The following is a 15,062-nucleotide window of genomic DNA, read 5'->3' as shown; positions in this document are numbered from 1 at the left end:
CGCGGGTTGAGTCCGGCAGACGACCCAAAGGTCACGGACGGGCCGGAAGGCGAAGTTACCTGGGTACGGGCGTGTGGGTGCGCATGGAAGCTTGTGCAGGCTATTCGGGCTGTCCCCAGGGCGGCTGCCCACGGCCAGTTGCGACACTGCGTCCTCGCGCGGCGTATCGATGGGAAGACAAACCGCATGGGGTAACTCCTATCCCGCCTCCGTGCCTCCGTGGTCTTTGGCATTTCCCTGGTGATGCCAACCTCTCGAGCCCGTCGGAAAGCGATCTCCATAGCCACGCGGGTGTTCCAGAGTTCGTAACGGGCCTGCTGCAGGGCGGATAGAAAGTGTATGCGGCCCGCTGCGCCGAGCGGCCCGGTCCACGTTTCAAGACCGCGTAGTTGGGCCCATGCCGCCTGTTCACTCTCCTGGGCGTCAGCGAACCGCGACAGGGGGCTGTAGACCCCGGCCAGGCGTCCTTATTCCACCCCTTCCAGGAGGCTGACCCGTCTAGACCCGGTCGCGGCCTGCCAGCGCTGCGCCGCGATCAACCAACTCGACGGTTGTCCGATCCAGCTGGGTCTCGCCGTCAGGGGCCCTTCGCCAGCCTTGACCAACAACGCTCCGATTTCATCGAGCTGGCGTTCTATGCAGGCCTGCGTCGCCATACGGCCCTGCATGTAGGACAGATTGAGGCGGATCTCGGTGTAGACCGCGGCGCGCGCTTCGGCGGCGGCGTGGCGGTCGCGCAGCGATACGGCGACCTGTTCGGCTCCCAACGCGATCAGCACGCCGATTACGATGGTCCCGATTTCCTTCAGGAACTCCCGCGCGCCCGCCACGGCTTCGGCTTGTGGATGTCCATGCTGCCCCCACGGAACACTGGCCCCGACCGCAGGCCGTGTCTGCGAATGCCCGCAACGGGGTCGCGAACGGTCATTGCCTCCACGCCGGGAACGCCACGTTCAGCGCCGGAACTTCAGGCGGACCTGGAACGTAATGCGCAAAAACTTGGAACCGGTGGGGCCGATTCGATACGTGGTTATAATATTTGAGAAAAATGGCGCGAATGACGGGACTTGAACCCGCGACCTCCGGCGTGACAGGCCGGCGCTCTAACCAACTGAGCTACATCCGCACTTGGACCCGCGAAACGCGAGGCGCGTCTGATAGGTCCGAGCCTGAATCGTGTCAACGGAAGACTGCGAGATCGGACGGACTTGGCGTCGCAGCCCGCCGCCGCGAACCTAAGAGCCCGGGGGGAACTGCAGGCGTTCGAGCAAAGGGGAGAGCTTGTCCCAGTAGGGCCGCGCGCACTCGCCGTGCCACAGGGAGGACCGGTCCGAAAAATGCATCAGCGTCGTCGGCTGATGCGGCAGGATCAGTTGGTTGCACTTTGGGCAGTTCGGACCGCGCGGGTCGCCGCCCGGTTCAGCATCGTAAGCCATCGGATTCGCCTTGAAGAGACAAGGCCCCCGGCCGCGCTACGAAACGTAGCCATGCACGCCCAGCCGGTCGCCGCGGCGAATTGATGCGCGCTGAAGGCGCGATCTCGCGTGAGTCCGTGAGTTTCCGGCCCCCGATTCGTGACCTTTTCGCGCTGCAATAAGGCCCCGTTTGAAACCGCCCGATCTGTGGTCTAGAAGGGCGCGCGACTCCCCGAGGACTCTATGAACGCGTTCCTGCTCCAGTACCTGCCCATCGTGATCTTTCTGGGGATCGCGGCGGCGCTGGGCGTGATTTTCATCCTGTTCGCCGCGGGCGTGGCCCCCAAGGCGCCGGACCCTGAGAAGCTTTCTTCCTACGAGTGCGGTTTCAACGCGTTCGATGACGCGCGGATGAAGTTCGACGTGCGATTCTATCTGGTCTCGATCCTGTTCATCATCTTCGACCTGGAAGTGGCGTTTCTGTTTCCCTGGGCGGTCGCCTTGATGAAGCTCCCCGCCGCGATGGGCCAATTCGCCTTCTGGTCGATGATGAGCTTCCTGGGGGTGCTTACCGTGGGCTTCATCTACGAGTGGAAGAAGGGAGCCCTGGAATGGGAGTGATCGTTCCGGCCGGCGCGGGGGCGCGCACCTCTGTCGAGGGCTACAACCCCCAGGGCCACGACCCGTACTTCGATGGCGTCTCGCAGCAGCTCGCCGACAAGGGTTTCATCACCGCAGGCGTCGACGACCTGATCACCTGGGCGCGCACCGGCTCGTTGATGTGGATGACGTTTGGCCTGGCCTGCTGCGCGGTCGAGATGATGCAAGCCTCGATGCCGCGCTACGACCTGGAACGCTACGGCTTCGCGCCCCGCGGATCACCGCGTCAATCGGACGTGATGATCGTCGCCGGCACCTTGGTGAACAAGATGGCTCCGGCTCTGCGCAAGGTCTACGACCAGATGCCCGAGCCCCGCTACGTGATCTCCATGGGCTCCTGCGCCAACGGCGGCGGTTACTACTATTTCAGCTATTCGACTGTGCGTGGGTGCGACCGGATCGTGCCGGTTGACGTCTATGTTCCGGGCTGCCCGCCGACCGCCGAGGCTCTGGTCTACGGAGTCCTGCAATTGCAGAAGAAGATCCGCCGCACCGGGACCATCATGCGATGAGCTGGCCCCAGCCGCTTCCCATGCTCGAGGTGCTGGGCCAGGCGATCGTCGCCAAATCGGCCGGCGCGATCACCGGTTATGAGGTGATGTACGGAGAGGTGAACCTCACCGCGCCCGCGGAGCGGGTCGTCGAGGCCCTGACCGTGTTGCGCGACAATCAGGATTTCCGATTCTCGATCCTGATCGATGTCTGCGGCGCCGACTATCCGGAACGCGAGCGCCGCTTCGATGTCGTCTACCATCTGCTCTCGATGACCAAGAACCTGCGTGTCCGCCTCAAGATTCAAGCCGACGAGGACACCGCCGTCCCCTCGGTCGTCAGCGTCTTTCCGAGCGCCGACTGGTACGAGCGCGAGACGTTCGACATGTACGGCGTGTTCTTTGACGGGCACCCCGACCTGCGCCGCATCCTCACCGACTACGGCTTCCACGGCCATCCGCTGCGCAAGGACTTTCCTATGACGGGCTACGTCGAGGTCCGCTACGACGACGAACTGAAACGTGTGGTCTATGAGCCGGTGAAGTCCGTCGAGTGGCGCAATTGGGACTTCCTCTCGCCCTGGGAGGGCGCCGAGCCCGGGTACGCTCCACTCATTCCCGGCGACGAGCGCGCGCTCCCCGCCGCCAAGGAGCCCGGCAAATGACCGGCGCAAACGCTCCTGCAAAAGACTCCGACTTCTTCGCTCCCGAGGTCGTGGGCGAGACAAAGGTCCGCAAGTTCAACATCAACTTCGGACCACAGCACCCGGCGGCGCACGGGGTGCTGCGCATGGTGCTGGAACTGGACGGCGAGGTGGTCGAGCGCGTCGATCCGCATATCGGCCTGCTGCATCGCGGCACCGAGAAGCTGATGGAAGCCCGGCCCTACGCGCAAACCATCCCCTACTTCGACCGCCTCGACTACGTGGCGCCGATGAACCAGGAGCACGCCTATGTGATGGCGCTGGAGCGCCTGATGGGCGTCGAGGTGCCGATCCGCGGCCAGTTGATCCGGGTGCTCTATTCCGAGATCGGCCGCATCTTGAACCACATCCTGAACGTCACGACCCAAGCCATGGATGTCGGCGCGCTTACGCCTCCGCTGTGGGGTTTCGAAGAGCGCGAGAAGCTGATGGTGTTCTATGAGCGGGCCTCGGGCGCGCGCATGCACGCCAACTACTTCCGGGTCGGCGGCGTTCGCCAGGACCTGCCCCCGGAACTCGTCGAGGACATCGCCGAATGGTGCAGGCGTGTGCCCAAGGTGTTCGACGACATCGAAGGCCTGATCACCGGCAACCGCATCTTCAAGCAGCGCAACGTCGACATCGGCAAGGTGACAAAGGAAGAGGCTCAGGCCTGGGGCTTCTCGGGCGTGATGGTGCGTGGCAGCGGCATCGCCTGGGACCTGCGTCGCAGCCAGCCCTATGAGTGCTATTCGGACCTCGAGTTCGATATCCCGCTGGGCGTCCACGGCGATTGCTACGACCGTTACCTGTGCCGCATGGAAGAGATGCGCCAGTCGGTGAAGATCATGGCCCAGTGCTGCGAGCGGCTGATGAAAACGCCGGGCCCGTCGCTCAGTCCCGACAACAAGGTCGCGCCGCCCAGGCGCGGCGAGATGAAGCGCTCCATGGAGTCGCTCATCCATCACTTCAAGCTGTTCACCGAGGGCTACCGCACTCCGCCCGGCGAGGTCTACGCCGCGGTCGAGGCGCCCAAGGGCGAGTTCGGCGTCTATCTGGTCAGCGACGGCACCAACCGGCCGTACCGCTGCAAGATCCGCGCTCCGAGCTACCCCTTCCTGCAGGCGATGGACTGGATGAGTCGCGGCCACATGCTGGCTGACGTCTCCGCCATCCTGGGCTCGCTGGACATCGTGTTCGGGGAGATCGACCGTTGAGCGTCCGCAGGCTTGCCCAAGTCCAGCCCGAGAGCTTCAGCTTCCTGCCAAAGACGCTGAAGGACGCGCGCGCGTGGATGGCCAATTTCCCGGCCGGCCGCCAGCAGTCGGCGGTGATAGCCATCCTGTGGCTGGTGCAGAAACAGGAAGGCTGGGTCTCCGAGCCCGCGATCAGGGCCGTCGCTGAACTGCTCGGCATGCCGGTCATCCGGGTGCTGGAGATCGCGACCTTCTACACGATGTTCATGCTGGAGCCGGTCGGCGACCTGGCTCTGGTTCAGGTCTGCGGCACGACGCCTTGTCAGACGCGTGGGTCGGAAGATCTGCTGGCGGTCTGCAGGCGCAGGTTCGGCCCGGCCAATCACCGCTCCGCGGATGGCAAGTTCTATTGGCAGGAAGTCGAATGCATGGGGGCCTGCGCCAACGCGCCGATGGCCGCCATCAACGACTACTACTACGAGGACCTGACGCCGGAGAGCTTCGAAAAACTCCTCGACGACTTTGCCGCCGGCAAGAAGCCGAAGCCGGGCTCCGCCATCAAACGCCAGGGTTCGGCTCCGGAGGGCGGGCCGATCACGCTCACCGATCCGAAGCTCTACGACGGTTCGCTGGCCAAGAAGATCAAGATCCCGAACCTGCCGGCCAAGCCGACCAAGGCGAAGGCGCCGGCATGAGCGATGACTTGGGCAGAGTGAGGAAGCGTGGGGCGATCATGATGGCGCTCTGCGGGGTATTCCTGCTGGCGGCTGTGGCGGGCTTCGTCTTCTATTTTCAATTCGGACAAGACTGGGCCCGGTGGGCCGCCGTCGGGGCTCTGGTCATCGGTTTCGGCGCCCAGATCTGGTTCATCGCCAGCCTCCGGGGCTCTGGTAAAGGTAAGGGAGCTTAAGGCGTGGTTGGCATACTGGCCGACAAGGACCGCATCTTCCTGAACCTCTATGGCGTCCACGACTGGGGCCTGGAGGGCGCGAAGCTGCGCGGCGCGTGGAACGGCACGAAGGACATCGTCGCCCAGACGCCAGAGTGGATCTGTGACCAGATGAAGGCCTCCGGGCTGCGCGGTCGGGGCGGGGCGGGCTTCGCAACCGGTCTGAAGTGGACCTTCATGCCCAAGCAGGAGAGCGAGCGGCCGCATTACCTGCTGGTCAACGCCGACGAAAGCGAACCGGGCGCCTGCAAGGACCGCGACATCCTCAGGAACGACCCGCACCTGCTGATCGAGGGCTGCCTGATCGCCTGCAAGGCTATGCGGGCGCATACGGCCTACATCTATATCCGCGGTGAATACGTCCACGAGCGCGAGCGCCTGCTGGCGGCGATCAAGCAGGCGTATGACGCCAAGCTGATCGGCGAGGGCAACGTCCACGGCTGGGACTGCGACGTTCGCGTCACCCACGGCGGGGGCGCGTACATCTGTGGTGACGAGACCGCGCTGATGGAGAGCTTCGAGGGCAAGAAGGGCCAACCGCGCCTGAAGCCTCCGTTCCCGGCCGGCGCCGGCATCTACGGGTGCCCGACCACGGTCAACAACGTCGAGACCATCGCCGTCGTCGGCACGATCCTGCGCCGGGGCGCAGAGTGGTTCGCAGGTTTCGGCACCGAGAAGTCCACGGGCACCAAGCTGTTCGCGGGCTCCGGCCACCTCAACAAGCCATGCGTGGTCGAAGACGCGGTCGGCATCTCCGTGCGCCAACTGATCGAGGACCACTTCGGCGGCGTACGCGGCGGCTGGTCCAACCTGAAGGCCGTGATTCCGGGCGGCATCTCGGTGCGCATGATCCCGGCCGATCAGTGCGACGAAGCCATCATGACCTACGAGGACCTGCAGGCGAGGGGCTCGGGCCTGGGCACCGGCACGATGATCGTCTTCGACAAGGACGCGGACCTGGTGAAGGCCATTGCGCGCGCGGCCTACTTCTACAAGCACGAGAGCTGCGGCCAGTGCACGCCCTGCCGCGAAGGCACCGGCTGGATGTGGCGGGTGATGGAGCGGATGGTCACCGGCGAGGCCGAGATGTCGGAAATCGACCTTCTGCTCGACGTCGCCAGCCAGGTCGAGGGGCACACCATCTGCGGCCTGGGCGATGCGGCCGCATGGCCGATCCAGGGCCTCTTCCGCCACTTCCGCCACGAGGTGGAAGACCGCATCAACCTCTATCGCGCCGGCAAGCCGCACGTGCAGGGCGCCCGGCTCGAGGCGGCGGAGTAGGTCATGCCGATTTGCAAGGTCGACGGCGTCGAGGTCGAGTTCGAGCCCGGCATGAACGTGCTGCAGGTGGCCGAGCTGGCGGGCAAGGAGATCCCGCGGTTCTGCTACCACGAGCGCCTCTCTATCGCCGGCAACTGCCGCATGTGCCTCGTCGAGGTGAAGCCCGGCCCGCCGAAGCCGCAGGCCTCCTGCGCGCTGCCGGCGGCGGAGAACATGGAGATCTTCACCGACACGCCGATGGTGAAGAAGGCTCGCCATGGGGTGATGGAGTTCCTGCTCATCAATCACCCGCTGGACTGCCCGATCTGCGACCAGGGCGGCGAGTGCGACTTGCAGGACCAGGCGATGGGTTACGGCCGCGACGACAGTCGCTACGCCGATAACAAGCGCGCGGTCGAAGAGAAATTCATGGGGCCGTTGATCAAGACGGTCATGACCCGCTGCATCCAGTGCACCCGTTGCGTCCGGTTCATCACCGAGGTCGCAGGGGTGCCCGAAATCGGTCTGATAAGTCGCGGCGAAGACGTTGAAATCACGACCTATCTTGACAAGGCTGTGAGCTCCGAACTGTCCGCCAATATCATTGACCTGTGCCCGGTCGGCGCGCTCACCTCCAAGCCCTACGCGTTCAACGCGCGGCCCTGGGAGCTGAAGAAGACCGAGAGCGTCGATGTGATGGACGCGCTCGGCTCCGCCATCCGGGTGGACGCCCGTGGCTCGGCCGTGCTGCGTGTCCTGCCCCGCGTCAATGAAGACATCAACGAGGAGTGGATCTCCGACAAGACCCGCTACGCGGTCGACGGCCTATCGCGCCAGCGGCTTGACCGACCCTATATCCGCCAGGGCGGCAAGCTGCGCGCGGCGACCTGGAGCGAAGCGCTCGAGGCGGTGGCCGGCAAACTGAAGGCGACCGCGCCCGACCGCGTCGGCGTGATCGCCGGCGACCTGCAGGACGCGGAGTCCATGAAAGCCGCGCTCGACCTCTTCCGCGGGCTTGGCGTGCAATCCACCGACTGCCGGCAGGACGGCATGGCGCTCGGCTCAGGCCCGCGCCAGAGTTGGCTGTTCAACTCGACTCTCGCCGGCATTGAAAACGCCGACGTCGTGCTGCTTGTCGGGGTCAATCCCAGGCTCGAGGCGCCGGTGCTGAACGCGCGGCTGCGCAAGCGCTGGCTGGCGGGCGCTTTGCGCATCGGGATGATCGGCCCGCAGTCGGACCTGACCTACAGCTACGACTACCTGGGTGCTGGACCCAAGACCCTGGACGGCCTGGCCAAGTCGAAGAATGACTTCGTCACGGCGCTTAAGAACGCCAAGGCGCCGGCCATCGTGGTCGGGGCAGGGGCTCTTGCGCGGAGCGACGGCGCCGCTGTGGTGAAGGCTGCGGCGGCCATTGCGAAGACATTCGGCATGACCTGGAACGTGCTGCACAGCGCCGCCTCCCGGGTCGGCGGTCTTGACCTCGGGTTCACACCTGGCCAAGGCGGCAAGACAGCCGGCGAGCTGGTCGCCAAGGGCGGCGCCGACGTGCTCTTCCTGCTGGGAGCCGACGAGATCGACACCTCGGCCTCCAAGGCTTTCACCATCTATCTGGGCACCCATGGCGACCGAGGCGCGCACAAAGCCGACGTGATCCTTCCGGGCGCGGCCTACACCGAAAAGAACGGATTCTACGTCAACACCGAGGGGCGGGTGCAGCAGGGCGTTCGCTCCGTGTTCCCGGTGGGCGAAGCCAAGGAAGACTGGGCGATCCTGCGCGCGCTCTCCGAGCGTCTCGGTGCGAAGCTGCCCTATGACAGCCTTGACCAGCTACGCGCCAGGCTCTTTGCGGACCATCCGAGCTTCGGCCGTATCGACCATGTCGACGGCCCGGCGGCCGCGGTTGGGCTCGACCTTGGCGCGCTCGGCAGCAAGGGCGAAATCTCCGACACGCCGTTCGTAAGCGCTGTCACCGACTTCTACCTGACCAACCCCATTGCGCGCGCGAGCGTGACGATGGCCGAGTGCGCCGCCCAGGCATCGGGCGCCGCCAGAATAGCGGCGGAATAGATGGATTTCTGGACCACCCCCATCGGCTGGACTCTGCTCACGGTCGGCCAGATCCTGCTGGTCACGGTCGTGCTGCTGCTCACCGTCGCCTTCCTGATCTACGGCGACCGCAAGATCTTCGCCGGCGTGCAGATGCGTAAAGGCCCCAACGTCGTGGGGCCCTTCGGCCTGCTGCAGTCCTTCGCAGACCTCGGAAAGTTCCTGATCAAGGAGCTGGTTATTCCGGCCGGCGCCGACAAGATCGTGTTCCTGCTGGCCCCGTTGATCAGCGTGACGTTGGCGCTCGGCTCGTGGGCGGCCATGCCGCTGGCGCCCGGCTGGGTGGTCGCCAATATCAATGTCGGGATCCTCTACCTTTTCGCCGTCTCCTCCATGGGCGTGTACGGGATCATCATGGGCGGCTGGGCGTCCAACTCGAAATATCCGTTCCTTGGCGCGCTCCGCTCGGCGGCGCAGATGGTCTCCTACGAGGTCTCGATCGGCTTTGTGATCATCACCGTGATCCTGCTCGCCGGCACCATGAACCTGACTCGCATCGTCGAACTGCAGGCCGGAGGTTTCTGGAACTGGAACATCCTGGGCGGGGCTGGGCTTCGCAACCTGCCACTGGCGCTGGTGATGATCCCCATGGGGGTGATCTTCTTCATTTCCGGGCTGGCTGAAACCAACCGTCCGCCTTTCGACCTGCCCGAGGCGGAAAGCGAGCTCGTGGCTGGCTACGCCATCGAGTACGGGTCGACGCCCTACATGCTGTTCTACCTGGCCGAGACCTCGAACATCATCCTGATGAGCGGGCTGATGGCGGTCCTGTTCCTGGGGGGATGGCAGGCGCCGTTCCCGACGGCCGGCCTGACCGCCAACTGGCCGCTGACACTCGTCAGCCTGTTCGGCCTCTTCTGGCTGGCGGTGAAGACCTTCTTCGTCTTCTTCATGAACGCCATGGTCCGCTCCGTCGTCCCTCGCTACCGCTATGACCAGCTGATGCGCCTGGGCTGGAAGGTGTTCCTTCCGACCTCGCTGGTGGCCGTGGCGCTGGTGGCCGGCTGGCGCGTCTACGCCGGGGTGGCGGGATGAGGGCGGCGTTGGCCATGATCATGTTGCTGGGCCTTGCGGCCTGCGAAACCGCGTCGACCGCGGCGGGGTCCGCGGACTACGACTCCCTGCGCCGGGCCGCCGCCGACTGCTCCGCTCAGGGAGGCAAGCTCGTCCTGAAGGACGGCGGCGACGCCCAGTACATCCAAGACTACGCCTGCAAGAAGGATTGACCATGTTCCAGCGTATCGGACAGGCGATGAAGGGCGCGGCGCTTTTGGATTTCGCCGGCGCGCTGGGGCTTGGCCTCAAGTACATGGCCCGACCCAAGGCCACCGTGATCTATCCGCATGAACGCAACCCGCAGAGCCCACGTTTCCGGGGCGAACACGCGCTTCGCCGTTATCCCAACGGTGAAGAGCGCTGCATCGCCTGCAAGCTCTGCGAGGCGATCTGTCCCGCCCAGGCCATCACCATCGAGGCCGAGCCTCGCGAAGACGGCAGCCGGCGCGCGACCCGCTACGACATCGACATGGTCAAATGCATCTATTGCGGCCTCTGCCAGGAGGCGTGTCCCGTGGACGCCATTGTCGAGGGGCCCAACCTGGAGTTCGCCGTCGAGACCCGCGAGGAGCTCTACTACGACAAGCAGAAGCTGCTCGATAACGGCGACCGCTGGGAACGCGAAATCGCGAAGAATCTGGAACTGGACGCGCCCTATCGCTAAGACCCGCCCGGGTCTTCGCGCAGGCGAATCTTAAGACGAACTTGGGGAGCTAGAACCGGCCGATGGCCCTGCAGGCGATCGCATTCTATTTGATGGCGATGACCACGATCGCGGCCGGAGTGGCCGTGGTCTCGGCGCGCAATCCTGTTCACTCGGTGCTGTTCCTTATCGCGGCGTTCTTCTCCGCGGCGGGGCTCTTTGTGCTGCTCGGCGCCGAGTTCCTGGCGATGCTCCTTGTCGTGGTCTACGTGGGAGCCGTCGCCGTGCTGTTCCTGTTCGTGGTGATGATGCTGGACGTCGATTTCGCCCAGCTGCGGCAAGGCTTTGCCCGCTACATGCCCATCGGCGGCCTCATCGCCGGCGGTCTCGCCATCGAGATGATCGTGGTCTCCACGACTGTGGCCACCCATGGCGCGGCGAGGCTCAACGAGACGCCGATGGCCCAGGGCATGCACGCGCCGGCCAGCGTCTCCAACGCCGAGGCGATCGGGCGCGTGCTCTATACGAACTACGTCTACTTCTTCCAGGCGGCCGGCATGGTGCTGCTGGTCGCGATGATCGGGGCCATCGTGCTGACGCTCCGTCACAAGCCCGGCGTGAAGCGCCAGGTGATCATGGACCAGGTGCTCCGCACGCCGGCGACCGGCATGCGCATGGTCTCGCCCAAGCCCGGTGAGGGGATCGACGCATGACTATCGGGCTTGCCCACTATCTCGCGGTCGCCGCGATCCTGTTCACAATCGGGGTCTTCGGCATCTTCGTGAATCGCAAGAACATCATCGTCATCCTGATGTCGATCGAGCTGATCCTGCTCGCCGTGAACATCAACCTCGTGGCTTTCTCGGCCTACCTGGGCAACGTCACAGGGCAGATCTTCGCCATGTTCGTACTCACGGTTGCAGCCGCCGAAGCGGCCGTCGGCCTTGCGATCCTTGTCACCTTCTTCCGTAACCGCGGCGACATCGCCGTGGACGACGCTTCGATGATGAAGGGCTAAGGATGGACCCCAAGCTCCTCGTCACCGTCATCCTGTACGGCCCACTGATCGGGGCGATCGTCGCCGGTCTGTTCGGCCGCCGGATCGGCAATGTCGTCTCCATGTCGGTGACCACCGGCTTTCTGATGCTCTCAGCGGTCCTGTCATGGGTCGTCTTCGCCAAGTGGACCTGGGGCGGCCTCGAGCCCTTCACCCTCACTTATGCGCCGTTCATCCAGGTCGGGAATTTCATCTCCAATTGGTCCTTCCGGTTAGACGGCCTCTCGGCGGTGATGCTTGTCGTCGTGACAACGGTCTCCAGCCTCGTGCACCTCTACAGCTGGGGGTACATGGCCGAGGACGACTCGAAGCCGCGCTTCTTCGCCTACCTGTCGCTCTTCACCTTCGCCATGCTGTCTCTGATCAGCGCTAGCGACTTCATGCAGCTGTTCTTCGGCTGGGAAGGCGTCGGCCTGGCCAGTTACCTCCTGATCGGGTTCTGGCACCACAAACCAACCGCCAATGCCGCGGCGATCAAGGCCTTCGTGGTCAACCGGGTCGGTGACTTCGGCTTTGCCCTGGGCATCATGACGGTCTTCTGGTCGCTAGGCTCCATCCAGTTCGCCCAGATCTTCCCGCTGGTCGCCGCGCACGCGAACGACGCCTGGATGTTCGCAGGACAGAGCTTCCGGCTGATGGATCTCGCCTGCGCGCTGCTCTTCGTGGGCGCCATGGGCAAGTCGGCCCAGTTCTTCCTGCATACCTGGCTCCCCGACGCCATGGAGGGCCCGACCCCGGTCTCGGCCCTGATCCACGCGGCCACCATGGTGACCGCCGGCGTCTACATGGTTTGCCTGCTGTCACCGATGTTCGAATACGCCCCGGTCGCCAAGCATATCGTCACCATCGTTGGAGCCGTCACCGCACTCTTCGCCGCCACCGTCGGCATGATGCAGAACGACATCAAGCGGGTCATCGCCTACTCGACCTGTTCGCAACTCGGCTACATGTTCATGGCCGCCGGCGTCGGGGCCTATCAGGCCGGCATGTTCCATCTGTTCACCCACGCCTTCTTCAAGGCGCTGCTCTTCCTGGGCGCCGGCTCGGTGATCACCGCCATGGTCCATGAACAGGACATGCGCCGCTATGGCGGCCTCATGAAGTACCTGCCCATCACCTGTGGCGTCATGGTGATTGGCACCATCGCCATCACCGGCCTGGGCATCCCCTTCGCCGAGCTGGGCTTCGCGGGCTTCTATTCGAAGGATTCGATCATCCATGCCGCGTGGGAAGCCGGGAGCGCCGGTCACGATCCGATAGGCTACTTCGCCTGGATCACGGGCATCTTCGTGGCCGGCCTGACCGCCTACTACTCCTGGCGCCTGGCGTTTTTCACGTTCAACGGCCATGCCCGTTGGACCAGCGAGGACCTTGAGCAGCACTGGCACAACCGCGACCACGACCACAGCCACGACGATCACGCGAGCGATGCGCAGGCCGAGACCCATTCGGAGCCGGACCACGGCGAGGTCGTCCACGAACCGCGCGAGACGCCGTGGACGATGCGCCTGCCGTTGCTCGTGCTGGCTCTTGGCGCCGTCGCCTCGGGCTTCCTCTTTGTCGAGAAATTCGTCGGCGCCGAACAGCGGGAGTTCTGGAAGGGCGCGATCTTTACGGCGCCGAACAACCATGTGCTCGCCGAAGGCGCCACGCCTGTCCTGGTGACGCTGGCGCCCCTGATCGTATCCATCGGCGGGCTGGCCATCGCGGCCTACGTCTATCTGTTGCGCGAAGGGCTAGGCGCCAAGCTCGCCGCCCAACGCGGACCGGTCTACCTCTTCTTCTACAACAAGTGGTTCTTCGACGAGCTCTATGACGCGACGTTCGTGCGCGCCGCCAAATGGCTCGGCGACCTCTTCTGGAAGGGGGGCGACCAGAAACTCATTGATGGGCTCGGCCCCGACGGGGTCTCGGCGGTGTCCTATCGGGTTGGCAAGGGAGCAGGTCGTCTGCAAACCGGCTTCCTCTACCACTACGCCTTCGTGATGCTGCTGGGCGTGGCGGCCATCCTTTCCTACGCCCTTTGGGCCTGGACCGCGTAAGGGAGCGCCGCGAAATGCCCATCCTCTCCCTCATTACCTACGCCCCGCTCCTGGGCGTCGCCGGCATCCTGGCGCTGCGTCTGTTCGGCAAGGCCGACGATCCGCGGACCGTGCGCGCCTCGAAGTGGATCGCGCTGGTCACCACGCTAGCCACGCTCGCGCTCTCGGTCCTGTTGGTCGTCCAGTTCGACCCTCACGAGGCTGGCTTCCAGTTCGTGGAGCAGGCCCCGTGGTTTGCCGGGCTCAACTACCGAATGGGCGTAGACGGGATCTCCGTCCTCTTCGTGCTGCTCACTGCGTTCCTGATGCCGCTCTGTATCGCGGCGTCGTGGAAGACGATCGAGAAGCGCGTGCTCGAATATATGATCGCCTTCCTGATCCTCGAGACGCTGGTGATCGGGGTCTTCTGCGCCCTCGACCTGATCGAGTTCTACATCTTCTTCGAGTTCGGCCTGGTGCCGATGTTCCTGATCATCGGCATCTGGGGCGGGGAACGGCGCGTCTACGCCGCCTTCAAGTTCTTCCTCTATACGCTCCTGGGCTCGGTACTGATGCTGGCGGCGATCCTGTTCATGATCGGAACGGCGCACACCAGTTCGATCCCCGAACTGATGGTCTACCGCTTCGATCCGAAGGCGCAGACCTGGCTATGGCTGGCCTTCTTCGCCTCCTTCGCAGTGAAGATGCCGATGTGGCCTGTGCATACCTGGTTGCCGGACGCCCACGTCGAGGCGCCGACCGCCGGCTCGGTGATCCTGGCGGGCATCCTTCTGAAGCTCGGCGGCTACGGTTTCATGCGCTTCAGCTTGCCGATGTTCCCGCAGGCGTCGCACCAGTTCACCCCGCTGATCTTCGCGCTCAGCGTGATCGCGGTCGTCTACACCTCGCTGGTGGCGTTCCGGCAGGTCGATATCAAGAAGCTGATCGCCTATTCTTCGGTCGCCCACATGGGTTTCGTGACCATGGGGATTTTTTCCGGCACCGCCGTGGGCGAGCAGGGCGCGCTGTTCCAGATGCTCAGCCACGGGGTGATCTCCGGCGCGCTCTTCCTCTGCGTGGGCGTGGTCTATGACCGCATGCACACCCGCGAGATCGCCTTTTACGGCGGGCTCGTGAACCGCATGCCTTGGTACGCAGCGGTCTTCATGCTGTTCACTATGGGCAACGTCGGCTTGCCGGGAACGAGCGGTTTCGTGGGCGAGATCCTGACCATGACTGGGGCCTATGGCGTCTCCACCTGGACGGCGATCATCGCGGCGACCGGCGTGATCTTGTCCGCGGTCTATGCGCTCACGCTCTATCGCCGGGTGATCTTCGGAACGATCACCAACTCAAAGCTCATGGGCATCGACGACCTCGAATTGCGGGAGGTGGCGATCTTCGCGCCGCTGATCGCCGCCACCTTGGTGCTGGGCGTGCAGCCCGGGACCGTGTTCAACCTGACCCAGGCCTCCGTGGACCATCTGGTTTCGGCCTATCAAGCGGCCATCGGGGGCTAAGA

At 64.5% G+C, this 15,062-nt stretch carries 17 protein-coding genes and 1 tRNA gene; 15 read left to right on the top strand and 3 right to left on the bottom strand.

Features of this window, described 5'->3' with window-relative positions; translation table 11 throughout:
• Window positions 1-467 precede the first annotated feature (467 nt).
• The 3 genes from VGI62_RS19660 to VGI62_RS19650 form a co-directional block, all read right to left on the bottom strand.
• The gene (locus VGI62_RS19660) at window positions 468-830 is read right to left on the bottom strand and encodes a hypothetical protein (RefSeq protein WP_331506263.1); all 363 of its coding nucleotides are present in this window, start codon (window positions 828-830) and stop codon (window positions 468-470) included.
• A 219-nt stretch (window positions 831-1,049) separates the two neighbouring features.
• Window positions 1,050-1,126 (bottom strand) — tRNA-Asp (locus VGI62_RS19655).
• 109 nt (window positions 1,127-1,235) lie between these two features.
• Window positions 1,236-1,436: a hypothetical protein gene (locus VGI62_RS19650; protein WP_331506262.1), complete on the bottom strand. Its 201-nt coding sequence runs from the start codon at window positions 1,434-1,436 to the stop codon at window positions 1,236-1,238.
• Between the two features lie 222 nt (window positions 1,437-1,658).
• Between VGI62_RS19650 and VGI62_RS19645 the strand changes: the two genes are divergently transcribed.
• From VGI62_RS19645 to VGI62_RS19575, 15 genes are all read left to right on the top strand, one after another.
• Window positions 1,659-2,036, top strand: a complete 378-nt coding sequence (locus tag VGI62_RS19645) for an NADH-quinone oxidoreductase subunit A (RefSeq protein WP_331506261.1) — start codon at window positions 1,659-1,661, stop codon at window positions 2,034-2,036.
• Window positions 2,006-2,587 (top strand): NADH-quinone oxidoreductase subunit B, encoded by a 582-nt coding sequence (locus tag VGI62_RS19640; RefSeq protein WP_331506260.1) that lies wholly within the window; start codon window positions 2,006-2,008, stop codon window positions 2,585-2,587. The genes VGI62_RS19645 and VGI62_RS19640 overlap by 31 nt, the downstream gene beginning before the upstream one ends.
• Window positions 2,584-3,231 (top strand): NADH-quinone oxidoreductase subunit C, encoded by a 648-nt coding sequence (locus VGI62_RS19635; RefSeq protein WP_331506259.1) that lies wholly within the window; start codon window positions 2,584-2,586, stop codon window positions 3,229-3,231. Before VGI62_RS19640 ends, VGI62_RS19635 begins: the two co-directional genes overlap by 4 nt.
• A complete protein-coding gene (locus VGI62_RS19630) occupies window positions 3,228-4,466 on the top strand; it encodes an NADH-quinone oxidoreductase subunit D (protein ID WP_331506258.1) in 1,239 nt (412 codons plus the stop codon). Before VGI62_RS19635 ends, VGI62_RS19630 begins: the two co-directional genes overlap by 4 nt.
• Window positions 4,463-5,140, top strand: coding sequence for an NADH-quinone oxidoreductase subunit NuoE (gene nuoE, locus VGI62_RS19625; protein ID WP_331506257.1), 678 nt, complete (start codon window positions 4,463-4,465; stop codon window positions 5,138-5,140). Before VGI62_RS19630 ends, nuoE begins: the two co-directional genes overlap by 4 nt.
• Window positions 5,137-5,355, top strand: a complete 219-nt coding sequence (locus VGI62_RS19620) for a hypothetical protein (RefSeq protein ID WP_331506256.1) — start codon at window positions 5,137-5,139, stop codon at window positions 5,353-5,355. Before nuoE ends, VGI62_RS19620 begins: the two co-directional genes overlap by 4 nt.
• 3 nt (window positions 5,356-5,358) lie before the next feature.
• A complete protein-coding gene (nuoF, locus tag VGI62_RS19615) occupies window positions 5,359-6,675 on the top strand; it encodes an NADH-quinone oxidoreductase subunit NuoF (RefSeq protein ID WP_331506255.1) in 1,317 nt (438 codons plus the stop codon).
• A 3-nt stretch (window positions 6,676-6,678) separates the two neighbouring features.
• The gene (gene nuoG, locus VGI62_RS19610; RefSeq protein ID WP_331506254.1) at window positions 6,679-8,724 is read left to right on the top strand and encodes an NADH-quinone oxidoreductase subunit NuoG; all 2,046 of its coding nucleotides are present in this window, start codon (window positions 6,679-6,681) and stop codon (window positions 8,722-8,724) included.
• On the top strand, window positions 8,725-9,798 hold the full coding sequence (gene nuoH / locus VGI62_RS19605) for an NADH-quinone oxidoreductase subunit NuoH (protein ID WP_331506253.1): 1,074 nt from the start codon (window positions 8,725-8,727) through the stop codon (window positions 9,796-9,798).
• Window positions 9,799-9,812: 14 nt separating this feature from the next.
• Window positions 9,813-9,989 (top strand): hypothetical protein, encoded by a 177-nt coding sequence (locus VGI62_RS19600; RefSeq protein ID WP_331506252.1) that lies wholly within the window; start codon window positions 9,813-9,815, stop codon window positions 9,987-9,989.
• Between the two features lie 2 nt (window positions 9,990-9,991).
• The gene (nuoI, locus tag VGI62_RS19595) at window positions 9,992-10,483 is read left to right on the top strand and encodes an NADH-quinone oxidoreductase subunit NuoI (RefSeq protein ID WP_331506251.1); all 492 of its coding nucleotides are present in this window, start codon (window positions 9,992-9,994) and stop codon (window positions 10,481-10,483) included.
• A 62-nt stretch (window positions 10,484-10,545) separates the two neighbouring features.
• Entirely contained in the window at window positions 10,546-11,175 is a 630-nt protein-coding gene (locus tag VGI62_RS19590) for an NADH-quinone oxidoreductase subunit J (protein WP_331506250.1), read from the top strand.
• Window positions 11,172-11,480, top strand: a complete 309-nt coding sequence (gene nuoK / locus VGI62_RS19585) for an NADH-quinone oxidoreductase subunit NuoK (protein ID WP_331506249.1) — start codon at window positions 11,172-11,174, stop codon at window positions 11,478-11,480. The genes VGI62_RS19590 and nuoK overlap by 4 nt, the downstream gene beginning before the upstream one ends.
• Before the next feature lie 2 nt (window positions 11,481-11,482).
• On the top strand, window positions 11,483-13,561 hold the full coding sequence (nuoL, locus tag VGI62_RS19580; RefSeq protein ID WP_331506248.1) for an NADH-quinone oxidoreductase subunit L: 2,079 nt from the start codon (window positions 11,483-11,485) through the stop codon (window positions 13,559-13,561).
• A gap of 14 nt (window positions 13,562-13,575) precedes the next feature.
• Window positions 13,576-15,060 carry an NADH-quinone oxidoreductase subunit M gene (locus tag VGI62_RS19575; RefSeq protein ID WP_331506247.1) on the top strand — a complete coding sequence of 495 codons (1,485 nt, stop codon included), beginning with the start codon at window positions 13,576-13,578 and terminating at the stop codon, window positions 15,058-15,060.
• Window positions 15,061-15,062: the final 2 nt, after the last annotated feature.

The organism is Phenylobacterium sp. (assembly GCF_036495085.1).
In the GTDB taxonomy this organism is placed as follows: domain Bacteria; phylum Pseudomonadota; class Alphaproteobacteria; order Caulobacterales; family Caulobacteraceae; genus Phenylobacterium.
Note: the sequence above shows the minus strand (reverse complement) of the source record. Positions and strands in the feature narration are given on the sequence as shown.